This is a genomic window from Nitrosomonas sp. Is79A3 (assembly GCF_000219585.1).
Lineage (GTDB): Bacteria > Pseudomonadota > Gammaproteobacteria > Burkholderiales > Nitrosomonadaceae > Nitrosomonas.
This window is the reverse complement of the sequence record NC_015731.1, coordinates 192,373-217,276: the sequence shown is the minus strand read 5'-3', so window position 1 is coordinate 217,276 and position 24,904 is coordinate 192,373. Positions and strand designations below refer to the sequence as shown.

The following is a 24,904-nucleotide window of genomic DNA, read 5'->3' as shown; positions in this document are numbered from 1 at the left end:
GATGTCTCTGGCGAATCATTGGTTAATTCCGTCGCGATGACTCAGGATTTATCATGCATCCTTGAAAGCGCAATAGCGTAAATTTCATTTCGGTCACGTTTGCCAACAGCGATCACGGTTACCGTGATGGTTTCGTCTTCAACGGAATAAACGAGGCGATAGCCAAGTTGGCGCAATTTGATCTTGTAGATATTCTTGGCACCAGATAGTGCAGCAGATGGAATGTGGGGATTTTCTAAGCGTTCTTTGAGTTTCTTTTTGAATTGCGTTTTAACGGTGTGACCTAATTTTTTCCATTCTTTGAGTGCAGATTCCTTGAATTCCAGCTTATAGGTCATCAAGCGATACCTTGGTGGCAGGCTCGTTCATTCGCTCTTTGACGATTCTCAGAAGTTCTACATCGTCAAGCAGCTCCATCATTGCTTCATAAGCAGCAGCGGGCACGCAGTAAAAGGCTGGTTCGTTGTGGTTCAATACGGCAATAGGCATGCCACTGCCGCTGGCAACAACCTTCATTGGATTAGCCTTCAATTCAGAGATGCTGGCAGATACTTCAGTCAGTATTCGATAGGTCATGTTCATATTCTCCAAAGTGGCTAAAAGAACCGAATTATAGGTCTCTACAAAGGTCACGTAAAGATCATGACAGATCGATCAAACAATAAATTTGTGCATTCGAAGCAAGATTGCATTTCCAAGTTGAGTCCACTTTTCAAAACAAAAGACTAATCAGGTAATTCGTTTTCAACCAGATTAGTCCAATAGGATGCGCCAAGCGGTAATATCTCATCGTTAAAATCGTAGTTCGGATTATGTAACAGACAGCTACCCTCCGAACTGCCATTACCGATCCAGATATAACAGCCTGGCTTTTGTTGCAGCATAAAAGCAAAATCCTCGGCGCCCATGCTGGGGGTTGGTGCGGTGTTGACGCAATGCTCACCGGCGACAGCGGTAGCAGCGCGGATCGCGCTGGCGGTCTCACTCGGGCTGTTGACTGTAACCGGATAGCCGGGGTTTTCAGGATTAAAGCGAATGCCGGCATGAATCCCAAAACCGTGTGCGACGCTCCGGGCAAGATGGCTGATGCTTTGTTCCAGTTGTTCTCTCACTGAATTCTTAAAGCTGCGGAAGGTGCCGCGCACCACAGCGGAATCTGGCAACGCATTCCAGGTATTGCCTCCATGAATCTGGGTGACGCTGATCACCGCGGCATCGGCGGGATCAATCTGGCGGCTGACGATGGTTTGTATTTGGGTGATCAAATGCGCCGCAGCGACCAGAACATCGTTGCCCAAATGCGGCATCGCGGCATGCGTTGCTTGACCGCTCAAATTGATTTCAAAGCAATCAAACGAGGCCATCATGGGTCCGGCTTTCACCGCAAAATGACCGGCTGGAATATCCGGAAAATTATGCATGCCGAAAACCCGTTGCGCCGGAAATTGTTCGAACAAGCCTTCGCTGATCATTTGATGCGCTCCGGCGCGGCATTCTTCCGCTGGCTGAAAAACAAAATAAACAGTCCCATCAAAACGGCCGTGGCGGGCCAAGTAATGGGCGGCACCGAGCAGCATGGCGCAGTGCCCGTCGTGGCCGCAGGCATGCATTTTCCCGCTGTTACAGGATGCGTATTCGAAGCGGTTTTGCTCCTGGATAAATAGCGCATCCATATCGGCGCGCAGGGCTATGCTGTTGGTATTGTTGCCGCGGCGCAAAACTCCGACAATGCCGGTTTTGGCCAAACCCTGATGCACTTCGATACCGGCTTGTTGCAGTTGCTCGGCTATCAACTGCGCCGTTGCGGTTTCTTCAAATGCGGTTTCCGGATATTGGTGTAGCTGTCTGCGCCAGCGGCGCATGTCGGCATGTAACGTTAGAATTTCTGGAACAATGTTCATAGTCGATTAAGCGCTGTGTATACCGGACCATCCTATCATGGGATCATGCACAACTTGACAGTCCGTTGAAAAACGTTTTCGAGGCAGCCGATGCAAGGCAAAAACAGGCGAAAAAGCGCAGCTTATGCTTAATAAATGAGTATTTTGAGCCTTTTTTAACACCGCAGCGGCAACGCAGATAGTTTTTCAACGGCCTGTTACAACCTGATCCGATCTCAGCGCCAGCTCAGCACCACATAGCGCGACACGTCGTTTTCCCGTATCAATAGCAACACTTTATTATTGGCACTGCTTTTCACAGCTCGATTAAACTCGGCAGCCGTATTAACCGCTTTGCGGTTAACTTCCAAAATTACACTGCCGCGGTTAATGCCTGCCATGGCGGCAATGGAGCCCGGAGCTATTTCAGTGACAATCACGCCTTCACCGGGTTTAACTTCAAATTGATGCGCCAGATCGGCAGTGATCGTTTGCACTGTTATGCCCAGTTTCTCGCTGGATTGTGATTTTGATGATTCTTGCTCTGCCAGCTTATTGTCAGTCAGTTTTTCAATTTTGACCGAGACGGTGCGTTGCTTACCGTCGCGAATGATATCAAATTCAACTTTACTACCCGGTTGCGCCAATGCGACTTGGTTGCGAAACTCACCAATTTCGCTCACCAGCCGTCCCTGGTAGCTCACGATCACATCTCCGGCCTTGAGTCCGGCTTTTTCAGCGGGAGAATTCTTAGTCACTTGGGCGATCAGAATGCCTTTGTCATTCTTCAAATCGAAAGATTTTGCCAGATCGGCTGTCAGCGGTTGGATCATGATGCCTAAATAGCCGCGCACTACTTCGCCCTTTTCGATCAGTTGATTGGCGATACGCTCTACCAGATTGATCGGGATCGCAAATCCGATGCCCATATAACCGCCGCTGCGGCTAAAAATAGCGGTATTCATGCCGATCACTTCGCCATCCAGATTGACCAATGGTCCGCCGGAATTTCCCGGATTAATTGCGGCATCGGTTTGGATAAAATCTTCATAGTCGTTAATACCGAGCGAAGTTCTGCCTTTGGCGCTGACCACACCCACTGTTAGTGTATGGCTCAATCCGAAAGGATTGCCAATGGCCACGACCCATTCGCCAACTTCCAACTGGGAATAATCGCCTATTTGCACAGCGGGCAATCCGCTGGCTTCGATTTCGATCACAGCGATATCTGATTTGGGGTCGGTACCTTTTATTTTTGCTTCAAACTCACGGCCATCGAGAAACTTGACGCTAATTTTGTCGTTTCCTTCGACCACATGATTGTTGGTCAGAATATAGGTCTTATTGCCAAGTAATTTATTATTGGTAGCAAAAACAAATCCTGAACCTTGTCCAACTACGGAACGTTGCTTACCAGGCCGCTTGCCTGGCGCATTGAAACGGGGCATATCCGGAAAGCGGTCGCCAAAAAATCGCTTCAATAGATCATCGCCGAACGGCCCTAGTTCTCCATCGTTAAACGGAAAACCAAACGGTGATATTTGCGCCGCTTCGGTTTCCCGCTCAACCTGGATCAACACCACCGACGGCGAAACCTTACGCGCCACTTCAGCAAATGCTTTACTGGTTTGCCGCAGACTTTCTATACCGTTTGCCTGTGCCATAAGTTCGAATGGCATAAGCAAGAATAATATTAGCGACACAAAGTAATAACGATATCCAAGCATGATTTGCTCCAGTGATTTAAAAAACAATCGTAGTTATTGTTATGCTATGACATGTATAGTTTGGGGCTTTGGGAGAAAATTACAAATAACCGTTAACAGGCCGCTGAAAAACTATCTGCGTTGCCGCTGCGGTGTTAAAAACAGACTCAAGATGCTAATTTATTAAGCATAAACTGCGCTTTTCACCTGTTTTTGCCTTGCATCGGCTGCCTCGAAAACGTTTTTCAACGGCCTGTTAAAGAACCAGAGCTCACCATTATTCGATGCGTAAATCTGATAACATTTTCTATATTTCAGGACAGAAGTGTCCGGAGATTTAATTGAATAGATTCAGTTGGTTATTATTTTTCGACATGGTTATTTGCACCTCGGTATTTTTAACCAATTGATAGATAGGCGTTTTATCGAAAAGAGTCAGGCTTAAAATCTGTAGAATTGTGTAAAGCGAAGCTTCGGTATTGAGCCGCTTTTTCACGATGGCAACCAAGACATAAACCGATATGGCAATCCATATCTGCGTTTTGACTGCGTTCTCAGTAGTTCCGTAGAAACGCTTGATACGAAGATGTTGCTTGATCCACTTGAAGAATAGTTCGACCTGCCAGCGACAACGATAAAGCTGAGCGATGGTCAGCGCAGGTAAGTCGAAGTTGTTGGCTAGAAATACCAGATGCTTGTCGTGTTCTGCATCGTAGAACTTGATACGCCGCAGGTGCTGAGGATAATCCTTGCTAGCCTTGGGAGCCCTTAGGGCAATGGTTTGGTCACAGCGCAGTCCGGTGGATTTGTCCACGGAGCGAGAGTAGACGCGGCGAAAAAGCAGATTGGATTTAGCGCGTGTTACAAAAAATGCTTGTGCTTGGTGCATGGTGTACCAGCGAGAAAAATCGGTGAAGCCCCGATCCATGATGTAAAAGCTGCCAGCTTCGGGTGTCAGGATGTCGAACACATTGACCTCGTGCATCTTGCCATCGCTGATATGAATGAAGGTTGGAATATTGCCGCGCAGGTCAAGCAGCGTATGCATCTTAACGGCAGCCTTGGTGGAGCGGAAGCGTGCCCACGGAAAGACGCTCAAGCACAAGTCAATGGTCGTGGTATCGAGTGCGTAGACCGTTTGTTCCAGCTCGACAGCAAAGCTGTCGCTGGCGTAAAGCTTTCTGGCTGTCTGGATCAGGCTCATCGCGAAATCCATATAGATGCGGCAGTCGCGCTGCTCGTTGGCATCAGCCAACGTACTCTTGGCGATGTTGCCTCGTATGCCCAAATGGTAGAGCTTGGCTTGGTGGGCGCGCAGACAGGTTTCGATGTCGCGCAGACTCTCGCGGTAAGTCAGTTGTGCGAAAGCCATGCACAGAAACTGGTCGAGATGCGAGAACTTGAGTGTTGGATATCGACCTGAATATCTGGCTACGCACTGATGAAACGTGCGCAAAGGCAGGTGCTCCATTAATTGGGCAAACACCAATTTCCCTGCGTGCATATGCAGTCTCCTGACAAAAGTCAGAAGTTTGGCGCAAGTTGAAATCGATTACAGAAAAATATGTCATTTAGTAATGGTCGTTCAACGAGTTATCATGCGACAATTCTCGAATCTCCGGACACTACTGATTTCAGGATGAATGATGATTATTGTTATTTCGCCAGCAAAAACACTGGATTTTGAAACGCCAGCTATCACGCAGGAACATACGCAGCCGGGTTTTCTTGATGACTCAGCCGAACTGATCGACCAGCTCAGAAAACTGGAACCGGATCAAGTCGGCAAGTTGATGTCGATCAGCCCTAAGCTCGCTGTTCTGAATTCAAACCGCTATTTCGCCTGGAAGCGCCCATTTGACATGAGAAATGCCAAACAGGCAGTGCTCGCTTTCAAAGGAGATGTTTACACAGGCTTGAATACGGATACACTGACCGCTGCTGATTTGGCTTTTGCGCAGGATCATTTACGCATTCTGTCCGGATTGTATGGCGTGTTGCGCCCGCTGGATCTGATGCAGGCTTACCGGCTGGAAATGGGTACTCAGTTTAAGAATTCACGTGGCAATAATCTATACGAATTCTGGGGCGATAAAATCACCCAAGCACTCAATCAGGATTTGCAAAAACAAAAAACTGATATTCTGATCAACCTGGCTTCCATTGAATATTTCCAATCCGTGCGGAAAGACAAATTAAACGCGCGCATTATCACTCCGGTTTTCAAAGACGAAAAAAATGGTGTGTACAAAATCATCAGTTTCTTCGCCAAGAAAGCCCGAGGCTTGATGAGCCGCTATATCATTCAGAACAAGCTCACGAACTCAGAGGATATCAAACACTTTGATTTTGCAGGTTACCAGTTTAGTGAAGATGCCAGCAGCCGGGATGAGTGGATTTTCACCCGCGCGGAATCCCAATCGGCGTAGTTCACAGCGAGCAATATTGTGAAGTTTTTCACAGATAAAACAATGGATACCGATAAACTTATTGAACTGACAAGAAACTATGTGACGTTATCCAACGATCACAATCTCCCATTTATTCAACCCTTGTTCGCTGACGACGCCACCTATCACTCCGCTTATTTCGGCGAATACAAAGGCAGCGCAGTGATTCACGCCATGATGACCAGTTTCTTCACCCGTTTCCCCGATGTGCATTGGGAAGTGGCAGAATATCGGGGCATTGAAGATAACGGTGTGGAATTTGCGTTTGTAATTACCGGCTTGGATGCATCTTCCGGTGAAAGGGTGATACGGCAAGGAATAGAGCGCATTTATTTTACTCCCGATGATTTGATTAAGCATATTGAAGTTCTCAAGCCACACAATTAGCTTGTGCTTGGCAAACGATTACTTTATTTGTTCTGAGTGATCATTCAATCAACCATATTTCTGGGGCGTACATTGGAATTGAAGTGGCGGAACTGTGAGAAAAACTTCGCTGCTTGCATCTGATAGTATCCAGAATGTCAGATTTGTAAATAATAATCCGGCGCATTAGGTTAAAATTTCACATATTAACTTCCGCCCCGCATCATGTTATGCCACATCACAAAATTAAAGCCGTTCGCATTGAAGAAACCCAGCAGGAGACCAACCTTTCTGCCGCACAGAAAAAATTCAATGGATTGATTCAGAAAATTGATACCCAGAAGAAACTATTAGCCACATGGCAGGAAGTGATTCCTCAATACCAGCAGGAAATTGCCAGGAAACTAATCCCGTTACGCGATACGTTCCGCGATCATCAAGCAGATATGGTGGTGATGTTGGATACTTTGTATAGCACTCAGAAGCTTGCCCACAACCAGCGAGACAAAATTGCACACCTGATTACCAGTATATGCGAGGAGCTGATCGGTCAACACGGACGCGAGGATTTAAAGCCGCTTTATGATTGTTACAGCGAGCAGGATTACGATGCCGCAGTTCAAGAAGCCGATGAAATGGCCAGTGAATATTTGAAATCTATGTTCGAGCAGGAATTCGGTGTCGAACTGGACGATGATGGATTTGACTGTTCCAACCCTGAAGAAACGGCGGCCCGCTTGGCTGAAAAAATGCAGGAGCGGCAGAAACAAGCCCAAGAATCCCGTTCCAAGCGGAAAAAATCCCCCAAACAATTGGAGAAGGAGGCGCGTGAGCAGGAAGAGGAAGCCAACGTCAGCAAATCGATCCAAGCAGTTTACCGGCAACTGGTAGCAGTGCTGCATCCGGACCGAGAACTGGATCCAGCGGAGCGCGAACGTAAAACCGAATTAATGCAAAAAGTAACGGTTGCTTATGGAAAAAGAGATTTGCTGCAACTGCTGGAATTACAACTGAATGTCGAGCAAATTGATCAAAGCAAAATTAATAGCATTGCCGACGATCGCTTAAAGCATTACAACAAAATCTTGCAAAACCAATTGGAAGAACTTCAGCAAGAAGTGATGCATATGGAATTGGACATCAGGCGAATGACTGGGCTTGCGCCGTATGCGCACTTGACACCCAAACGGGTGTTTGCTCTGCTGAATGAAGACATACGCACGTTACGGAATCAAATCGACCGCATTCAACATGACTTGATGCTATTTAATGATGTAAAGCAGTTCAAGTCATGGCTCAAAGGCTATCGGATTCCCTCATCTGGGTTTGATCCGTTTTTTTAACGAGCCACTGCGCTCGACTCAATCTTTACTTGCTCCAGTAACATTCAAATTAAGAGCGTGACCAGTGTAAATAGTCGACCCTGAAAAAGTATCAAACGACAGTTGTTCTGGAAAAGCTGCCCGGGGAAACTCTTGCTTACTAAAATGCATGCCCTGGTAGTTTAAATTTCCATCAAGGAATCCGATAAATTTGCAGTTTCCGCCATGGGAAAAAGAGCCAAAAAATGGCCAGCAGCCATTGTTTCAGATTCCAGGCGGCAGCAGCCATCAGCAGGTTGATGCGATCGCCAATAGCGCCTTTCAGATAGTTCCTCGCCATTCGATAATCCGATTTCAGGTGGCCGATAATGGGTTCAATCGCGGCACGCCTCCTGCACTGTTTTCGCTTCTTGTCTTTCTGGTATCGGGTATCTTTCTTGAGTCCTTTTCCGGGCAAAATGATCTGGGTTCCATTGACTTCACGTTTGCCGCGGTAGCCGCGATCGCATACGGCTTGCTTGGCTGCTTTCCCGCGCGAAATCTCAACATGACGCAGGATCTCTGGTAACGTATTGCTGTCATGCAGATTCTGTTCGTGACTGATTACGCCGACGATCAGATTACCTTTTGCGGTACTGGCGATCGATGCTTGGCTAGCGTACTCATATTGTTTGTGGTCTTTCCCCTTGGCGACACAGTACACTTGCGGTTCATGCAATGAGTAGATCTTGTTCTTATCGTTTTGCTGTTGCCGTAATACGCGCTCATACAACAGAAAGTCCCGTTGATAGCATTCAAACAGACAGTACTGCGGTAATTCTCTCCTGAGCTCCCGTATCAAGACACCTGCAATGGTTCTGAGCCGCTTTAATGCGCGTTTGGCCTTAGCTCTTTTCTTCACGTGCCGGTAGTGCCGAATATCCAGGCGCAGTGACTTCACTTCTTTGACGAAAGTGCGCCGCTGTGAAATGCCGTGGACGGGGCCAATCTTGTTGAGGCGATTGATAATCTTGATCGCTAGTTTGCTATCCGTCGGGTACGTGATGTTCTTCTCATGCACAGTCGTGTCAACATGAACCACATCTTCCAGCGCTGATTCCCCATGCAAACCAACACTCATCCGGAAAATCCGCTCTACACCTTGCGCGCCTAGGCGCTTGCGAAAATGCACCAGCTCCGTACTATGGCAAGGCAGCTTTTGCTGGAATTCTTTCATGCCGCAAAAGGCCTGGTAATAAGGATTGCGCTTCCACTGCAATACTATCGATTCGTCACTCAGATTCTCTAACTGCTTCAGTATCAATAACCCAACCATCAGCCGGATCGGCTTACTCGGCGCACCTGCCGCCGTCGTGTAATGGATGGAAAATGATTCCTCAAATTCTTGCCAGGGTATCGCTGATGCAAGCTTCAGCAACAAATCATTGGGATCAAGTTGCATCAACAAATCTGTTCCAAACAAATTCGGTTGATGAATCGTACTGCTATGTCTTAGCATTTTTAATCACCATTTCGACCAGAAAACACTTGGATATTTTAACATTTCCGGTCGTTATGAGCATTAAGAATCAGATCATTCAAGCATAGTATCAAGTGCTTGTGGATATTTCAGGGCTGACTAATTATATCTTCATATAACTATGTAAAAATTCACTTTCTCTCAGTATCATCAAACTTCAATCTTGAAAGCTTATTGCCGTAATAATTTTGTACATTCTTTTCAGAATTCTCTGAATTTTATTTTCGGCAGCCAGAAGCATTGTTTAAATTTACAGATAACGCTATCCTGATAAGCGATATTAATTTTTTGTCAACATAAGGCCATAATGACACAAGACGAACAAAAACGCGCTGCTGCAGCAGCTGCAATCCAGCATATTCCGGTTGGTTGTATTGTTGGCGTGGGCACAGGTTCTACCGCCAATTACTTTATCGATGAGCTGGCTAAAATAAAGAATAAGATTGAAGGCGCTGTCGCAAGTTCGGATGCGACTGCACAACGCCTCAAGAGTTACGGTATCGAAGTGCTCGATCTCAATAATGTCATTGATTTGCCCGTTTATGTGGACGGCGCGGATGAGATTACTGAGCATTTGCACATGATCAAAGGTGGTGGCGGTGCTTTAACGCGGGAAAAAATTGTGGCTGCTGTCGCTCGAAAATTCATCTGCATAACAGACCAAAGCAAACTGGTGAGTGTTCTTGGCAACTTTCCATTACCTGTTGAGGTCATACCCATGGCGCGCAGCTATGTCGCACGTGAAATTGTGCTTCTGGGAGGGCAACCGGCCTTACGCCAGGGATTCATCACTGATAATGGCAATGTGATTCTTGATGTGCATAACTTGCAGATCATGAATCCTGTTGAACTGGAGGCGACACTGAATCAAATCACCGGTGTTGTAACGAACGGTCTTTTTGCCCGGCGCTCTGCAGATACTTTATTACTGGGAACAGATAATGGAGTACGGACAATTACCATCTGATTTATAATGCTAATCTTTAGCGACTCGGAACTTGGCGCATCACATAATTCCATACCAACAAAAGGCATGCCATGGTAACCAAAGAACATATTTCCAAGCAGTTTGATGCTGATCTTGAAGAGGTGCGTACACGTGTTTTGCAAATGGGTGGTTTTGTTGAAGAGCAGATCGAATATGCTATTGAGGCATTGACGAGCGGCAATGAAGAGTTGATTGATCAGGTCATTGCTCGTGACCATCGCGTCAACTCCATGGAAGTGTCGATTGATGAGATTTGCAATCAGATTATTGCGCGCCGGCAGCCGACTGCAGGTGATTTACGCATGATCATGATGGTTATCAAAACCATTACCGATTTGGAGCGTATTGGCGACGAAGCTGCAAAAATTGCACGGATGGCAAAGTTAATCTATTCGACAGATCGTATGCATATACCGCGCTTTATTGAAATCAAGCATGTCGCCAGTATCGCTATGGATATGCTGCATAAGGCGCTCGATTCCTTTGCCCGGTTAGACTTGAATGCGGCCGCGCAAATTGTACGTCAGGACGAATTTGTAGATGAAGAATTTCGGTCTATCTTGCGTCAATTGATTACGTTCATGATGGAAGACCCAAGAAAAATTTCTATTTGCCTGGAGATAGTATTTATCGCCAAAGCAATTGAACGTATTGGCGATCACGCAAAAAATATGTCCGAGTACGTTGTTTACATGGTAAAGGGTAAGGATGTGCGCCATGTGACGGCAGATCAGATTGAACAGGAGATCCGCGAATAAATAAGCTATTTCCTAATGTGTTTATACGTAGTCACTATCGGTTCCAGCATGTTGCAATATCGCCTCCCGCACCTTGTGCCCCAGCATTTGTCAGCGTAAGCGCCCCACAAGTATCACCGGCCATTGTGCCGACTGGGGTTGCACGAAGTGTAAAAATTGAATTTCCTACAGCCAAAAAGTCAATATTGTACTGAGCAGTTCCTGTTCTTGGTGATTGTAAAATAGGCAACACAACGGCTGCGTCATCACCTGTATTGGCGATCCCATCTGCTCCTACACTCGCGTCATATTGGTTATTCTCTGTATAGAATCGTTCTAGAAATTGAGCATTCTCATAAAGTATCGACTTAGCCACAGCACGGTTAGAACTTCTTACGTAATTTTGGTAAGAAGGAAAAGCAACAGATGCGAGAATACCAACAATTGCAACTGTGATTAATAACTCAATAAGTGTAAAACCGTTTAATCTCATAGTATTTTCTCCAGAGTTCATACAACCTTAATCCTATATAACCCTAATTTCATGAATCGTTTTATTTGCGAAATACGATCGCTCCAATTCCTCGGTATGCGCGATTGATGTTTTTCCCGTAAAAATGCTACTGTACCAGTTCATGCCAAGTAATCCGCCCGCGAAGCCCTGCAAGCCCCTTTGTAGCAGTTGTTTGGATTAGCGTACCGTCTGCTCTGGAAGATATTAGAACATCATCCGGCGTTCCTCTAATTCTTGTCACGCCGCCGACAGAAAAACCGATTTCCATACCCGCTGACAAGCCATCATCATACCCAATCGCTCTATTTCTATTAATATCAAACGCAGGAAATGGGAGCATACCGCCTGTCAAGAAATCAACGGTATTCACAAAACCCCGTCCACCAAAATCACACGGCGACGTGGATGGTATGATTGTAGTAAATGTAAATAGACCGTCTTCCAGATTCGGCACACCGGTTATGCGTTCACCGCTGATCGGCAAATTCAGGTACCAGCCTTTTATTGTTGCGGAATAAGTCACCGGATTTTGTGTCGCTATTCGGGTTGTGCCATCCGTGAATACCTGCTGTACCAGATTGCCAGCTGTTACCGTAGCCGTGGTGGCGTTGTCCCATACGGCGTAAATAGTTTGTGCCGCGGTATTGGTAGTATCGCCCGTCTCAAGATATTTTCCAGTGCCAAACAAAATCAGTTGCCCCCCTTTCGGATGAAGACTGACAGCGGGCGAGGCGATAATGGGCTTGCTGGTACCAGAGATAAATAATGGTAAACCGCTTATCGCCACATTCCAGCTCGAAGGTGTTGTAGCGCTTACATCAAATTTCCACAAATTGCCTTTGATGTCACCCGCATAAATGACATCGACTTTGCCATTTCCATTAGAATCAAATGGCATCGGTGTAGAAAGACCATTACCAGGACCGGTATTGGCAACGAGCCTGATGTAGTCTGTACCCAGGGTCCAGCTACCATCTTCCCCTCCCGTTACAAAAAGTATATAAAGCACTGCTTTACCGTTATCACTGTTATAACCATTACCGACAACAACTGCCCATTGACCATTTTCCATCTTCACGATTTGTTTGGCCTGACCATTAAATGGATTTACTGTCGGTTGATTGTAGCTATAGCCCATCTCGACATCATCGGCATCAGAGAATTCCCAAAGGACCAGGCTCGCTGCATTCGCAGCAGAAAAGATGGGTGCCGTCTGAGACGTATCCGACGGATTGGTTACATCAAGCGCATAGAAACCTTTACCGCCCCCATTTAGACTGCCAACCAATACACTTCTCCAGCTTGACGCAGAACTGTTATACGTATCCGCTACCATGGGAGAGCCATCGACAAAATACCGATGACTGGCATTGTAATCTTTGTCTGTCAATCGACTTAAATTTGCATATACTGCGTTGGGAATATAAGTAATCAATTCCTTCCCGGCATCTGCAGCTGCACAACCTGAGGTTACCCCAGGAATACAAGCATTAAAGCCATGTAAAATACCGTCATTTGCACCAACATAGACCATTGGCAACCGATTCTTATAGGCAGCACTGAATGCAGAATAGCCTGCATAATCCACATTAGAGAAACCTGCACTGGGTTTGCCTACATAGAAAGGCCCAGAATTAATAATATCGCCTAACTTACTCGTGGTACGACTACGGAACTTATTCACAGCGGTAGCGCTAGCGCAACTAAATGTTCCGCTTGAACCTTCATTCGCACTACTGCCGCGTAAAAAAGCGACTCTTTCCAGGCCGCAGTTATCGACTGTGCCTGCTGCGTTCTTATTCAGCAGGGTTTTCTGTGCGGCTGTTAAGTTAGCATATTCGAATGCAACACCATCTGTACTACCCTTTGTAATCACAACGCGCGACGTTGAATTAACAGTAGCAGGTGCCAGTGAAACTGAACCGGCTTCCCACTCTGTGGCACCCAAAGTACCGGCGGAGTTAATAGGAATCGATAATAGCTGCCCGCTCCAGTCACCGCTGTTAAATTTTGCCTGATAAATACGTCCGTTTGTCATGAGTGAATTGGAATTGGCAGCTACTGCAGAGGCTGAGCCGGTCCGCGCTATGATATGCGACAATGTATTCGATAAAGCATTTGCAAACATGGTTGGATCAGCGGCGCTAAAAAAAGCGCCGCGACCATTCACGGCAGCATGCCAAAGATCATCTATCTTTGCCGCATCGCTTGCAGTTGGATCAGGCCATGACTCCGATCCCGAAGGCAATGTAGTGCGTGATCCAGTGACCCCTAATCCCACTGTGAAAGTAACCATATGCTGCCAGAAAGCAGGATCTGAAGGGTTAGTTGGTACTTTATTGGATAAATCTGTTCGCAAATCATTTTTCCAATATTGCATTGCTGCATCCGCTAATGTGTCACTATAAGCATCTGAATAAGGAAGAGCCGGAGTATAGGTATAAGATGCCGGAGTTGCTGGCGAAGAATGATTTGTGATACTAGAACCAGATTGGTTATCAGAATTATCTAAACCCGATACAGAACCTTCAGTCCAATAGCCATCCGTCATCAGAATATTATAATTTTGACGGCATGCGTGTTGCGTGCCTCCGGTCGAACCTGGTGTCTCACCCCAAGGACCTTTATCGTCAGTTCTCTTGAAGTATTCCCCTACACTGATCATCGCTTCTCGCAGCGGCGTTCCTGATGCTGGAATATCATGGTCATAAAGATTAGTAAAAAAATTCGCTCTGTCTGTCCCTGTGAATTGCCTCACACCAGTTTTTACTACGCTTGTCGCCACGCCATCCACCGTTGTAGAACCTTTATTGATAGCTGCAAAACCTACACGCATGGTATTACCTTGTGTGGCAAATGCTCTGCCAACACCTGCGCGGGCTAACAATACGCGAGAACGATAATACGTATACCAATTTGCAAAGTTCTGAATCTCTTCACTATAAGTACAGTTAGGCGCAGCAGCACAATCTGAACGATTGGCTCCGCCAACGTAAGAAGATGTGGAAGACTTGATTTCGACCTGTGTATAACTAGTGGCCACATTTATACTGCCGCTGTTATATTTGTAATACACTGCAGGATAAAAAGTTTTTGATGAACTGGAAGAGCGAGTTCCGTCATTTTGCAACCAACGCGCAGTTTGTGTATTGTTAACCGTAAGATTGCGGCAACCTGCCGCGGTATTCAACGGATTGTGGTAAGAACACGTAGCATCAGCATTACTCATCAGCGATCCATCAGAATTACTCCAGGGTTGGTATCTTACGGTAGGATCGTAATAAATTTTGTTGACGTAACTGGAGCGCAATGAAGCAGTATATTTGTTAGCAGGATCAAAATCGACGACATAATTGCTGTAATCATCCGAGCCATAAACACCTGACGCTCGAGGAAACATGTAATACACACTTTGAAGAATCAGATTTTCCGGCATGATCTCGAAGTGCATAGATCCTGAATCATCGAGGGTAAACATCACATTGGGTGAGATATTTCCACCCAAAAAAAGAGGACCATTCGATAATGGGGACAATGCGTAAACTTGACTAGTCCAGAAAATTTGCAAGGAAAAAAACCAAGTCAATAGTATTGAATGTATTAGATTCTTTTTCTTCATTTCAACATCCTCTTAGATTTACCAATAGCCAACACTAGGGCCTGAATATTTCCTGTAATTGAACCACTGTCCCTTGTCTGGCACCCTGCGCACGCACAGTAATGCGGTAGTAATAGCGCTCACCGCTTCCGGGTGGTGTTTTTTTAATGCCTTCAATGATATAAGTTGGCGCAGGCAAACCTGCTGGCAATGCTGGCGCTGTAAAGGCCACACCATCCACTCTAAAAACTGTACCTGCCACATAATTAATAGGGCAGGCTGGCGTACAGTAGGTTATCCAGGCTGGACTAGGTGCTACAGCACCTGCACCGTAGTAACATAATCCCGCGGTGCAAATAGTGTCAAAGTCGACTACCCCATCAATCGGGCTTGGAGTGTTGGTTGTCGGATCGTTATCACGTATATGCTGCTCCGCATAACGTAGCGTCATTTCTGCAGCTTGAAGCGCAAGATTACGATCGCGTAAGTTACCCGACATGCGCTCTTCCATGCTCGCCGTTTTCATCGCCGTAACACCGAACAAAGTTAATACAACGAGAAAAATTAGCCCCGTAACAAACGTCGCACCGCGTTGTTCCTGTGGAAAGTTAAATCTGATGATCATGGCGAGATATTGACTCGATTGCGCAAATTAAATGTAGCGGTAAAAGCACGCCTTAACCGCCGGTCAGCTGGAACAGCGACTGCGGCACCATTACAATTCATGTAACTTCCAGCAGAAACAATATTGGTCTTCTCAGAGCGAACCAGCACACAAACACGAGCGGTAACAACTTGATCCCAACTGGCTGGCAATGCAACGTATTGGTTCGCTGATTGGTCTCCATTTGTATCAATTCCATAAAGAATCTGGAGATCTTCTACATTTTCCACCAACTCTATGCCTGAAGGCGGAGCACCCGGCGCAGCTGGCGCGACAGCAATAGTGCCGTCACATTGTAATCGTGCATTTACTGCATCGATATTAAAGTGGTTCTGAATGATAGTGCCTATTGCTGTTACTGGATTACCTTCACAATCCCTATCATCAATTGCGCCATCATATTGTATGGTGAGTGTATCAGCCACCCCTGCGGCACCGGCTGTGCCATTAATCGCTGTTCCATCAAACTCAACCTTAAAACCCGTGAACGGAATATCCGCATGCCCTGCTTGCTTAATACTTCGTCCAAGTATCTCTAATGCAAAACGGCCGCTTTCTTGAATACGCGCATTGTCCTCTTGCACACGAAAGGCTTGACGGCTGCTCACAAAAGTTGTTCCAATAACCAGTAGCAATACCAAACTGATTGTCAAAGCGATCATTAACTCAACCAAGGTGAAGCCTTGTTGTGTCTTGGATAAAGAATTATTTCTCATGCAGGTATTTGTTTATACTCGATGTGAAGGTCGTTCTCATGGCGAAAACCGCGTCAAGAAGCATCGTGTAGCGGCTGGCGTTCCTACAGGGCATCCAGGATCAAATGCGCCTCCCATTTCTTTTTCGGTCCACATGACTGTGATTAAAAAACCGCCTGCCAAATTTCCAGCTACTGTCCCCAGTCCCCCAGGTAACAATCTAGAATTAGCTGTATTCCATTGCGCATGATCATAAACAGCCATCTGAGCAGCGTCACATCCTGCGGCAACACAATCACTGCTGACGGGAATATTCGTTGCGAGTGCATCATACGATCCGCTACGCACACCGGTTAGATTCGCACGCATCCGATCTGCAATATCCTGCGTTTGTTGCGTCGCGACCGAGCGATAATGCGATGTGGTATTGCTTTTCATACCTGTGGTAACCATGCTCGCCATTCCCAGCAATCCAAATGAAAGTATCAATACAGTAATGAGAACCTCCAACATACTGAAACCAGACTGTTTTCTTGATCCAGCAGAATGAAGACGAGTGTTCATTAACATGCCCCCGTTCCTACCTCAGTACGTAAGCGACCTTGATTGTTGAGAACTAATGCTCGTGAGGCGCTAGCACCCCGACTATCACACAAAGAGAAAGTGGTAGTAAAACCGAGTGAAAAACCGCTTGCTGCAAAAGTTACTCGTATACGACCGGCACCAGATGTCAATGTATTGCCACCCGACAATGCCGAACCGACATGAATAACCTCTTCACCCACATCCACTGCACCATCGCCGTCGGTATCTGCAAAAACTATCCAGCCGTTTGACCAGACAGTTCCACCAGTACAGCCCGTACCATTCGTACTAGGACAAACTGTTGCAGAACTACTTCTTTTAATAGCTTCATTTTTCGCAAGTGTCATAGCCGAAGAGAAGCTATTTACCTGCGTTATCAGCAAACTATCTTGCACAAATACCCGGTAATTAGGCACAGCCATCGTTAACAGAATACTCGCCACACTTAACGTAACCAATAGCTCTATTAATGTAAAACCCATATGGATAGTTCGACTAATCACTTTTTCCTTTCAATTCCGAATAGAATTATTAGAAGTTACGGTAAGAATTTAGGTTTACTTAAGTGTTTTGGGGATTCTTAAAATCAAAGTGCAATATTTCATACTAAATGCCCCCCAAAGCCCCCTAAAAATGGGCTCTCGATTAATCGCTAAGGAATCGGCTGAAAAAGTGCCGTTTAGAATGAAGCATTGCACTAGGTTACAATCACAGCCATAACACCTTATCCAATTTTTTATCGACATAAAAGCAGGCACAACTCATCATGAAACAAGATGTAATCGTCATTGGTGCAGGAATCATAGGGCTTGCAACAGCGGAACGTCTTTTATTGCAAGGCGCGAAAGTTACGATACTCGAGCGCAATAAAGCCGGAAAAGAATCATCCTGGGCAGGTGGCGGTATTTTATCGCCGCTTTGTCCATGGGATTATTCCGATGATGTCACACGCCTTACTAACTATAGCGCCCAGCAATTTCCGGCTTGGATCTCAGCTTTACACAAAGCATCTGGAATTGATCCAGAATATGAATTATCCGGTATGCTGATATTGCCACCCTACGACGTAGAAACCGCACGGCAGTGGTGCTCAAAAAGAGAAGTTAGAATGACGGAGCAACAGGAAATTCTGGGCATCCCATCCTTTGGAAACAACATTGAAATTCATACCAGCAAAACATTTAATCGCACTTTATTCTTGCCTGATATTGCACAAGTACGTAATACAAGATTAATACGCGCATTACTTAGACGAATTGCACAATTAGATGGGAAAATCATAGAAGGCTGTGCCGTGAATGGCCTAAAAATTGCAAACAAGCAAATACAGTCCGTTGCTTCGTCTTGCGGTGAATTCATTGCAGATTGCACTATAATTAGCGCTGGCGCTTGGAGCAAAGAAATATTGGGAATACACGCCCTCAAGCTGGATATCAAACCGATAAGAGGGCAAATGCTATTATTTAAATTTGATACACCACCTGTGCACAACATTCTTGTACAAAATGATTTTTATATCATCCCTCGCCGGGATGGCCATTTACTTGTAGGCAGCACATTGGAAGATGTTGGGTTTGATAAGCAGACAACAGCATTGGCACGGGATCATCTGTTAACGCGTGCGCAGACAATTCTACCGTCACTTCATAAAATGTCCATAAAACAACACTGGGCAGGATTACGCCCGGCTTCACCGGACAACATACCCATTATTGCTCGACACCCGTTGGTCAGAAATTTATTTATCAACAGTGGTCACTTTCGCTATGGCGTCACTATGGCACCGGCCAGCGCTGAGATTCTAGTTAATGAGATAACAAACACTCCACAACCATTTGATACCACTCCCTATCAAACAGGGTGGAATATAAATATGTTTTCAGGCCTTCGGTAATGGAAACACAACAGATTCAACAACACCACTCAACTCTTCTATCATCACGTCTTCACCGATTTGTTCGGCTCCGATTTGTTTGAGCCGTGATATCACTTGCTGCACTAGTATTTCCGGGGCCGAAGCGCCAGCAGTAATACCGATGATTTTCTTTCCAAGAAACCAATCTTCTTGCAATTGTTCGGCTCGGTCTACCATATAGGCTTCCACATTGGCATTTCTCGCCACTTCACATAACCGGTTAGAATTTGAACTATTGGGAGAACCCACTACAATGACCAAATCGCATTGATCCACCATTTTTTTAACGGCATCTTGACGATTCTGCGTGGCATAGCAAATATCGTCCTTCTTGGGGCCGGTAATCATAGGGAATCGCCTTCTCAATGCATCGACAATGCGTGCAGCATCATCAACTGACAAAGTAGTTTGTGTCACATAAGCCAGGTTGGCCTCGTCTCTAACTTTTAAGGCATCAACATCCATTTCGGTTTCTACCAGATACATCCCTTTGTCTTCGCCATCAATCTGCCCCATCGTACCTTCAACTTCCGGATGACCTTGATGACCGATCATAATGATTTCCTTTCCATCCTTGCGCATCTTGGCCACTTCCACATGAACTTTGGTAACCAGCGGACAAGTCGCATCAAATACCTTCAATTTACGATCTGCAGCTTCTCGCCGCACAGCATGCGATACACCATGCGCACTGAAAATCAGAATACTATCTTGTGGTACTTCATCCAGATTTTCTACAAAAACAGCACCTTTTTTCTCCAGATTTTCAACCACAAAACGGTTATGCACAACTTCATGACGCACATAGATCGGCGCACCATGCATTGTGAGCGCACGCTCAACAATTTCTATCGCACGATCCACACCAGCACAAAAACCTCTGGGATTTGAGAGTAATACTTTGATCATTTATTCATCCTCCAACAATGGATATTTTGCCTAGACTGAATCCAGTGATAGCGCATTCCGCATTCAATATCACAAATCTCAGGCATTGAAATTTAACAGCGTTTATATCTCTCGATAGCGTTCTGCCAATGCGACACGTTTCTCATAAGCCTCCCGTGCAATCTGAATATCTTCCAGAAATTGCGGCAGCTCTTTCATTAGCAGTGCTTGTGGACCATCGACCAGTGCTTTGCTAGGCGCGGGATGGAAGTCGACCAATACCATATTAGCGCCTGCTACCACGCCCTGAGCTGTCACATGCATTACATCCAGAATACCATCCGGCGAGCTTGCACGAGTACCCACTGAATGCGAAGGATCAATACAAACCGGCATACGAGTTAACCTTTTGACAACAGGCACATGCGAAAAATCAACAAAATTACGATGCGGGTCACCCATATTTGTTTTCATACCGCGCAACCCAAAAACCACTTTGCGATTTCCCTCCGACGCCAAATACTCTGCAGCATTCAATGATTCATCCAGCGTAATACCAAAACCGCGTTTAATCAGTACTGGAAAATTCTGCTGACGGCCAACAATTTTCAGCAGCTCAAAATTCTGTGTATTCCTTGTTCCAATCTGCAGCATAACACCAGTTGCATTACCCGTCTGATACAGCGCATTACGTATTTCTTCCAGATGAGATTCATGTGTAATCTCCATAGCGATAACTTTTATGCCGTACTTTCCTGCCACATCAAAAACATAAGGAAGACAGGTTTTACCGTGCCCCTGAAATGAATAAGGACTCGTACGTGGCTTATAGGCACCCATTCGCGTACAAACCTGTCCATGGTCACGCAATGCTTTCATCATCATTTCAACATGCTCAATGGTATCAACCGCACACAATCCGGCGAACACATTCAGCGTATCCTGCCCAAAACGAACACCGTTATAATCAAAATGCGTTGGGCGATCATCACCTTTATGCCGTCCTAAAACGCGATATTCCTCAGAAACCCGAACCACGCGGTCAACACAAGGAAGGGAGCTAACATCTTCAATAGATAACACTTTAGTGTTACCAATCAAATAAATCTCTGTCAGTGTTTGTTCAGTACCCACTTCAGTATGAACACGCGTTGATATCCCTGAAAAATTGGCAAGATGCGCCAACAACTGTTTATATTCCGGACTATCCAGCCGGGTATTGGGAACAAGGATAAGAATCATAAAATAATTTCAAAAAGATAATGCTAATTCATTAGCATAAGATAAAATAGCTCACGATTCTAACCGAAAAAACCATTGGTTACCATGATTCTGATAAACGCTTATGCTGATTAAAACTTTCAAAACCAGCAGTCCTTCATCAAAGTAGCATAATCAAACAGCCTTTAGCACGATAGCAAATAGCACAATGTAGTTGTATGTCATCAACTTTCCTCATATACCTTTCATTTCATTCTGTGACAATTTGTCACATAGCATTTCAAGAGAATTTGAGCTAATGTTCTACATTAACTCACAATTAAAAAAGATTTTTTACGATGTCCTCCAATAATGTTTAGTGACCTCAGTCAATCACCTCTCAGTAAAAATTTACAACGTTTATTCGTGCTCCGGAATATTGCCATCATTGCACAATGCCTGACATTTGCAATAGTGTACTGGACCATCGATATTGTAATTCCATGGGCACGAATGATCTCAGTTGTCGCATTACTCGCTCTGTTAAATCTATTGACGTGGGTACGATTACACCGCAAATGGCCGGTAACCCATACTGAGTTCTTTTTACAATTACTGATTGATGTTCTGGCATTGAGCACTCTATTGTATTTCAGTGGCGGCTCAACCAATCCATTTATCTCATTATTTCTATTGCCTTTGACAATCGCCGCAGCTACGTTACCTTGGCGCTATACATGGGTCATGGCTACTATCACGATTGCTTGTTATACGCTGCTATTATTTATTTATGTACCTTTACCCCATGAACATAGTAATCATCTCATCGAATTTGCGTTACATGTATCAGGCATGTGGTTAGCATTTGTATTAAGTACTGTAATCATTGCATGGTTCGTCGTTAGAATGAGCTCCTCGATTCGAGACCGGGATCGGGATCTTGCTAAAGCGCGAGAACAGGCATTACGCAATGAACAAATTATCGCTCTGGGAACACTGGCAGCCGGCGCAGCGCACGAACTTGGCACACCGCTCTCAACTATGGCTGTTGTGACCGGAGAATTACAGCAAGAATATAAAAACGATGTTGAATTCCAGAACAATATTCATATCCTGCGTGATCAGATTGCCCACTGCAAGCAAACTTTGACCCAATTACTGGCCAAAGCGGGCCAAGACAGAACCGAGCACGGCAGCGAACTTCCTGTCGATGAATTTCTTGATCAGGTTCTTGACAAATGGAAGTTGATACGCCCTTCTGTTAAATTTGCTTACCAATGTACAGGCACGCAGCCTGCACCCAGAATTATGGATAATCAACTATTGAGCCAATCCATACTCAATCTACTTAATAACGCTGCAGATGCTTCTACCAAATGCATAGAGATCAAGAGCCATTGGGAAAATCTGATGCTGCACCTTGAAATTATTGATGATGGCGAAGGATTATCTGCAGAAGCCATGCAACGTGCCGGTGAAGCTTTTTTCTCCAGCAAGACCCCTGGACAAGGCTTTGGAATCGGCTTATTTCTGGCGAATGCCAATATTGAACGATTTGGCGGCAGTGTTCGTTTGTTTAATCTTGAAAGCGGCGGCGCCTGCACACAAGTCGTTTTACCGCTGTTAGAATAAATATAATGATTGAACCTTCATTAACCGACAACAGCGAATATCCGAGTTTGTTCATTGTCGATGACGATAAAGTTTTTTGTGATGTATTGGCAAAAGCGATGACAAAGCGTGGCTTCAGCGTAACATGCGCACACTCTATTGAAGATGCCTTAAAACTAGCTGAGGCTTCAACACCTGAATATGCAATAGTTGATCTAAAATTATCCAGTGAATCTGGATTGGTACTGGTTGAAAAATTAAAAACTTTGGACCCAGGTACCCGCATTGTCATGTTAACGGGTTATGCCAGTATCGCCACAGCGGTTGAAGCCATTAAACTCGGTGCCACGCATTACCTTGCAAAACCAGTCGATGCTGATGACATCATGGCTGCTTTTGAACGTACAGTCGGTGAATCGAATATACCTATCAGCGCACATCCATTATCGGTCGGACGACTCGAATGGGAATATATCCAGCGCATCCTTACCGAAAATGATAATAATGTTTCAGTCACAGCAAGAATATTAAATATGCATCGCCGCACATTGCAACGTAAACTTGCCAAAAGACCGCTGCGTGAATAAAGCAGGAAATTTTATAGAAACCTTGCAATTATCCGGATATCTTGCCCCACCATGCGCAAGTCATTTATTTTTAGTGTCTTCTTTTGCCCAAGATTCGTGAATTCAGGCAACTGAACCATGCCCTGTGCATCGTCACCCAGCAAATGTGGTGCAAGAAAAATAATCATCTCATCAATCAATCCGGCTTCTATCAAAGCGCCATTCAGTACAGACCCAGCTTCCACCAATACCTCATTCATTCCGAAATCTGCCAGCGTCATCATCATTCTCTTCAAATCAACTCGACCTTCAGCATTGGGTAAAACAATGACCCGAATACCCAGCTTACTCAGCACAGCATTTTTTTCCGGATTGCCATCATTAGCAGTGAAGATAAATATCCCTTCTTCACCTTGCAGTAATTTAGCATCCAATGGAATGGCTAAATGACTATCCACAATAATTTTCTTGGGTTGACGGCGTGTCTCGATGTGGCGGACTGTTAATTGCGGGTTATCCAATTTTACTGTGCCGATGCCTGTCATGATAGCGCATGAACGCGCCCGCCATCGATGTCCATCCTGTCGAGCAGCCTCACCGGTAATCCATTGACTCACACCATTCTTTAGCGCAGTCTTACCATCCAGGCTTACTGCAGTTTTTAATCTGACCCATGGTTTCTTATCAACCATACGAGCGATAAAACCCACATTCAGCGCACGCGCTTCTGCTTCTAATAAGCCGGTCTGTACTGCAATACCAGACTGTTCCAATAATGCTTTACCACGGCCCGACACAATCGGGTTAGGATCTTCCATGGCTATGATGACATTGGCAATACCTGCAGCGATCAAAGCACTAACACACGGAGGCGTGCGTCCAAAATGACCACAAGGTTCCAATGTGACATAAGCGGTTGCGCCACGTGCTGCTGCTTTAGCATTATTTAATGCATTAATTTCCGCATGCGGCCGCCCAGCCTTTTCATGCCAACCACTTCCAACTATTTGTTCATTACGGACGAGCACACAACCAACACGCGGATTTGGTGCCGTACTGTAAAGTCCCTTCTCAGCTAACCGCAGCGCGTGCGACATGTAAGCATAATCGGCGGGAGAGAACATCTAGGGAATTGTGATAAAGGATTGCATACTGATCTGGTTTGTCTGCACTGCAATAAGTGACCAGAAAATAATCATTAGACTGATTTAGTTTGCCTTTTTCGATTGCAACTATTGATCCGGTTTTTGCGCTTCTTTGATCGCATCACGAAAATCATCCACGTCCTGAAAGCTTTTATAAACAGATGCGAATCGAATATAAGCTACTTTATCGAGCTTATAAAGTTCTTGCATTACGCTCTCACCAATACTACGTGATGAAACTTCGCGCTCCCCCATACTTAAAAACTTTTGCACAATTCGGTCGATAGCGGCATCCACATAACTTGTGGGAACAGGGCGCTTATGGAGTGCACGTTTAAATCCCGTCAGCAGTTTATTTCGGTCAAACTCAGTTCGACTACCATCATGCTTTACAACTTGAGGCAAACGTAATTCAACTGTCTCATATGTCGTAAAACGTTTGTCACAAGCCTGACACCGCCGCCGCCGACGTATTTTCTGACCATCCTCACTCACACGCGAGTCGATCACGCTAGTGTCATCTGCACAGCAAAAAGGACATTTCATACTACACTA

General features: G+C 45.4%; 24 protein-coding genes. 8 read left to right on the top strand and 16 right to left on the bottom strand.

All coding sequences use genetic code 11. The features are described from left to right. Positions 1-41: 41 nt before the first annotated feature. From NIT79A3_RS00920 to NIT79A3_RS00900, 5 genes are all read right to left on the bottom strand, one after another. Positions 42-338, bottom strand: a complete 297-nt coding sequence (locus NIT79A3_RS00920; protein ID WP_013964395.1) for a type II toxin-antitoxin system RelE/ParE family toxin — start codon at positions 336-338, stop codon at positions 42-44. Continuing rightward, on the bottom strand, positions 328-576 hold the full coding sequence (locus tag NIT79A3_RS00915; protein ID WP_013964394.1) for a type II toxin-antitoxin system Phd/YefM family antitoxin: 249 nt from the start codon (positions 574-576) through the stop codon (positions 328-330). The genes NIT79A3_RS00920 and NIT79A3_RS00915 overlap by 11 nt, the downstream gene beginning before the upstream one ends. Positions 577-725: 149 nt before the next feature. Further along, entirely contained in the window at positions 726-1,901 is a 1,176-nt protein-coding gene (locus tag NIT79A3_RS00910; protein ID WP_013964393.1) for an amidohydrolase, read from the bottom strand. 215 nt (positions 1,902-2,116) lie between these two features. Beyond that, positions 2,117-3,607 carry a DegQ family serine endoprotease gene (locus NIT79A3_RS00905; RefSeq protein ID WP_013964392.1) on the bottom strand — a complete coding sequence of 497 codons (1,491 nt, stop codon included), beginning with the start codon at positions 3,605-3,607 and terminating at the stop codon, positions 2,117-2,119. A gap of 316 nt (positions 3,608-3,923) precedes the next feature. Continuing rightward, entirely contained in the window at positions 3,924-5,090 is a 1,167-nt protein-coding gene (locus NIT79A3_RS00900; RefSeq protein ID WP_013964391.1) for an IS4 family transposase, read from the bottom strand. Between the two features lie 139 nt (positions 5,091-5,229). Between NIT79A3_RS00900 and yaaA the strand changes: the two genes are divergently transcribed. The 3 genes from yaaA to NIT79A3_RS00885 all read left to right on the top strand — a co-directional run bounded on the left by yaaA (position 5,230) and on the right by NIT79A3_RS00885 (position 7,745). After that, positions 5,230-6,015: a peroxide stress protein YaaA gene (yaaA, locus tag NIT79A3_RS00895; protein ID WP_348225680.1), complete on the top strand. Its 786-nt coding sequence runs from the start codon at positions 5,230-5,232 to the stop codon at positions 6,013-6,015. Between the two features lie 42 nt (positions 6,016-6,057). Further along, positions 6,058-6,423 (top strand): nuclear transport factor 2 family protein, encoded by a 366-nt coding sequence (locus NIT79A3_RS00890; protein ID WP_013964389.1) that lies wholly within the window; start codon positions 6,058-6,060, stop codon positions 6,421-6,423. A gap of 209 nt (positions 6,424-6,632) precedes the next feature. After that, positions 6,633-7,745, top strand: a complete 1,113-nt coding sequence (locus NIT79A3_RS00885) for a molecular chaperone DnaJ (RefSeq protein WP_013964388.1) — start codon at positions 6,633-6,635, stop codon at positions 7,743-7,745. A gap of 172 nt (positions 7,746-7,917) precedes the next feature. Here the strand turns inward: NIT79A3_RS00885 and NIT79A3_RS00880 are convergent, their stop codons facing one another. After that, the gene (locus NIT79A3_RS00880) at positions 7,918-9,222 is read right to left on the bottom strand and encodes an IS5 family transposase (protein WP_013964387.1); all 1,305 of its coding nucleotides are present in this window, start codon (positions 9,220-9,222) and stop codon (positions 7,918-7,920) included. A gap of 328 nt (positions 9,223-9,550) precedes the next feature. Between NIT79A3_RS00880 and rpiA the strand changes: the two genes are divergently transcribed. Then, a complete protein-coding gene (rpiA, locus tag NIT79A3_RS00875) occupies positions 9,551-10,210 on the top strand; it encodes a ribose-5-phosphate isomerase RpiA (RefSeq protein ID WP_013964386.1) in 660 nt (219 codons plus the stop codon). Positions 10,211-10,281: 71 nt separating this feature from the next. After that, the gene (gene phoU / locus NIT79A3_RS00870) at positions 10,282-10,989 is read left to right on the top strand and encodes a phosphate signaling complex protein PhoU (protein WP_013964385.1); all 708 of its coding nucleotides are present in this window, start codon (positions 10,282-10,284) and stop codon (positions 10,987-10,989) included. 34 nt (positions 10,990-11,023) lie between these two features. On the opposite strand, the gene NIT79A3_RS00865 is transcribed toward phoU, so the two are convergent. The 6 genes from NIT79A3_RS00865 to NIT79A3_RS00840 all read right to left on the bottom strand — a co-directional run bounded on the left by NIT79A3_RS00865 (position 11,024) and on the right by NIT79A3_RS00840 (position 17,527). After that, positions 11,024-11,461: a type IV pilin protein gene (locus NIT79A3_RS00865; RefSeq protein WP_198009377.1), complete on the bottom strand. Its 438-nt coding sequence runs from the start codon at positions 11,459-11,461 to the stop codon at positions 11,024-11,026. 127 nt (positions 11,462-11,588) lie between these two features. Further along, positions 11,589-15,101 carry a PilC/PilY family type IV pilus protein gene (locus NIT79A3_RS00860; RefSeq protein WP_013964383.1) on the bottom strand — a complete coding sequence of 1,171 codons (3,513 nt, stop codon included), beginning with the start codon at positions 15,099-15,101 and terminating at the stop codon, positions 11,589-11,591. Between the two features lie 34 nt (positions 15,102-15,135). Then, positions 15,136-15,705 (bottom strand): PilX N-terminal domain-containing pilus assembly protein, encoded by a 570-nt coding sequence (locus NIT79A3_RS00855; protein WP_013964382.1) that lies wholly within the window; start codon positions 15,703-15,705, stop codon positions 15,136-15,138. Beyond that, positions 15,702-16,460, bottom strand: a complete 759-nt coding sequence (locus tag NIT79A3_RS00850; RefSeq protein ID WP_013964381.1) for a PilW family protein — start codon at positions 16,458-16,460, stop codon at positions 15,702-15,704. The genes NIT79A3_RS00855 and NIT79A3_RS00850 overlap by 4 nt, the downstream gene beginning before the upstream one ends. A 36-nt stretch (positions 16,461-16,496) precedes the next feature. Next, complete coding sequence (pilV, locus tag NIT79A3_RS00845; protein WP_348225679.1) at positions 16,497-17,003, bottom strand: type IV pilus modification protein PilV; 507 nt, start codon at positions 17,001-17,003, stop codon at positions 16,497-16,499. Beyond that, the gene (locus NIT79A3_RS00840; protein ID WP_013964379.1) at positions 17,003-17,527 is read right to left on the bottom strand and encodes a GspH/FimT family pseudopilin; all 525 of its coding nucleotides are present in this window, start codon (positions 17,525-17,527) and stop codon (positions 17,003-17,005) included. Before NIT79A3_RS00840 ends, pilV begins: the two co-directional genes overlap by 1 nt. 263 nt (positions 17,528-17,790) lie before the next feature. Here NIT79A3_RS00840 and thiO point away from each other — a divergent pair, with 263 nt between their 5' ends. After that, entirely contained in the window at positions 17,791-18,918 is a 1,128-nt protein-coding gene (gene thiO, locus NIT79A3_RS00835) for a glycine oxidase ThiO (RefSeq protein ID WP_013964378.1), read from the top strand. Here the strand turns inward: thiO and ispH are convergent. After that, the gene (ispH, locus tag NIT79A3_RS00830) at positions 18,904-19,848 is read right to left on the bottom strand and encodes a 4-hydroxy-3-methylbut-2-enyl diphosphate reductase (protein ID WP_013964377.1); all 945 of its coding nucleotides are present in this window, start codon (positions 19,846-19,848) and stop codon (positions 18,904-18,906) included. The genes thiO and ispH overlap by 15 nt on opposite strands. Positions 19,849-19,950: 102 nt before the next feature. Next, entirely contained in the window at positions 19,951-21,069 is a 1,119-nt protein-coding gene (locus NIT79A3_RS00825; RefSeq protein ID WP_013964376.1) for a 3-deoxy-7-phosphoheptulonate synthase, read from the bottom strand. Positions 21,070-21,540: 471 nt separating this feature from the next. Between NIT79A3_RS00825 and NIT79A3_RS00820 the strand changes: the two genes are divergently transcribed. Then, a complete protein-coding gene (locus NIT79A3_RS00820; protein ID WP_348225678.1) occupies positions 21,541-22,659 on the top strand; it encodes an ATP-binding protein in 1,119 nt (372 codons plus the stop codon). A gap of 5 nt (positions 22,660-22,664) precedes the next feature. Further along, positions 22,665-23,225 (top strand): response regulator transcription factor, encoded by a 561-nt coding sequence (locus tag NIT79A3_RS00815; protein ID WP_013964374.1) that lies wholly within the window; start codon positions 22,665-22,667, stop codon positions 23,223-23,225. Positions 23,226-23,236: 11 nt separating this feature from the next. Here the strand turns inward: NIT79A3_RS00815 and ribD are convergent, their stop codons facing one another. Together ribD and nrdR are read right to left on the bottom strand one after the other, a co-directional pair. Beyond that, a complete protein-coding gene (gene ribD, locus NIT79A3_RS00810) occupies positions 23,237-24,301 on the bottom strand; it encodes a bifunctional diaminohydroxyphosphoribosylaminopyrimidine deaminase/5-amino-6-(5-phosphoribosylamino)uracil reductase RibD (protein ID WP_348225677.1) in 1,065 nt (354 codons plus the stop codon). A gap of 135 nt (positions 24,302-24,436) precedes the next feature. Continuing rightward, a complete protein-coding gene (gene nrdR, locus NIT79A3_RS00805; RefSeq protein ID WP_013964372.1) occupies positions 24,437-24,895 on the bottom strand; it encodes a transcriptional regulator NrdR in 459 nt (152 codons plus the stop codon). Positions 24,896-24,904 lie beyond the last annotated feature (9 nt).

Coding starts and splice junctions, on each gene's coding strand:
- NIT79A3_RS00920 (WP_013964395.1), bottom strand. CDS start 338: ATGACCTATAAGCTGGAATTCAAGGAATCTGCACTCAAAGAATGGAAA.
- NIT79A3_RS00915 (WP_013964394.1), bottom strand. CDS start 576: ATGACCTATCGAATACTGACTGAAGTATCTGCCAGCATCTCTGAATTG.
- NIT79A3_RS00910 (WP_013964393.1), bottom strand. CDS start 1,901: ATGAACATTGTTCCAGAAATTCTAACGTTACATGCCGACATGCGCCGC.
- NIT79A3_RS00905 (WP_013964392.1), bottom strand. CDS start 3,607: ATGCTTGGATATCGTTATTACTTTGTGTCGCTAATATTATTCTTGCTT.
- NIT79A3_RS00900 (WP_013964391.1), bottom strand. CDS start 5,090: ATGCACGCAGGGAAATTGGTGTTTGCCCAATTAATGGAGCACCTGCCT.
- yaaA (WP_348225680.1), top strand. CDS start 5,230: ATGATGATTATTGTTATTTCGCCAGCAAAAACACTGGATTTTGAAACG.
- NIT79A3_RS00890 (WP_013964389.1), top strand. CDS start 6,058: ATGGATACCGATAAACTTATTGAACTGACAAGAAACTATGTGACGTTA.
- NIT79A3_RS00885 (WP_013964388.1), top strand. CDS start 6,633: ATGCCACATCACAAAATTAAAGCCGTTCGCATTGAAGAAACCCAGCAG.
- NIT79A3_RS00880 (WP_013964387.1), bottom strand. CDS start 9,222: ATGCTAAGACATAGCAGTACGATTCATCAACCGAATTTGTTTGGAACA.
- rpiA (WP_013964386.1), top strand. CDS start 9,551: ATGACACAAGACGAACAAAAACGCGCTGCTGCAGCAGCTGCAATCCAG.
- phoU (WP_013964385.1), top strand. CDS start 10,282: ATGGTAACCAAAGAACATATTTCCAAGCAGTTTGATGCTGATCTTGAA.
- NIT79A3_RS00865 (WP_198009377.1), bottom strand. CDS start 11,461: ATGAGATTAAACGGTTTTACACTTATTGAGTTATTAATCACAGTTGCA.
- NIT79A3_RS00860 (WP_013964383.1), bottom strand. CDS start 15,101: ATGAAGAAAAAGAATCTAATACATTCAATACTATTGACTTGGTTTTTT.
- NIT79A3_RS00855 (WP_013964382.1), bottom strand. CDS start 15,705: ATGATCATCAGATTTAACTTTCCACAGGAACAACGCGGTGCGACGTTT.
- NIT79A3_RS00850 (WP_013964381.1), bottom strand. CDS start 16,460: ATGAGAAATAATTCTTTATCCAAGACACAACAAGGCTTCACCTTGGTT.
- pilV (WP_348225679.1), bottom strand. CDS start 17,003: ATGAACACTCGTCTTCATTCTGCTGGATCAAGAAAACAGTCTGGTTTC.
- thiO (WP_013964378.1), top strand. CDS start 17,791: ATGAAACAAGATGTAATCGTCATTGGTGCAGGAATCATAGGGCTTGCA.
- ispH (WP_013964377.1), bottom strand. CDS start 19,848: ATGATCAAAGTATTACTCTCAAATCCCAGAGGTTTTTGTGCTGGTGTG.
- NIT79A3_RS00825 (WP_013964376.1), bottom strand. CDS start 21,069: ATGATTCTTATCCTTGTTCCCAATACCCGGCTGGATAGTCCGGAATAT.
- NIT79A3_RS00820 (WP_348225678.1), top strand. CDS start 21,541: ATGATCTCAGTTGTCGCATTACTCGCTCTGTTAAATCTATTGACGTGG.
- NIT79A3_RS00815 (WP_013964374.1), top strand. CDS start 22,665: ATGATTGAACCTTCATTAACCGACAACAGCGAATATCCGAGTTTGTTC.
- ribD (WP_348225677.1), bottom strand. CDS start 24,301: ATGTCGCACGCGCTGCGGTTAGCTGAGAAGGGACTTTACAGTACGGCA.
- nrdR (WP_013964372.1), bottom strand. CDS start 24,895: ATGAAATGTCCTTTTTGCTGTGCAGATGACACTAGCGTGATCGACTCG.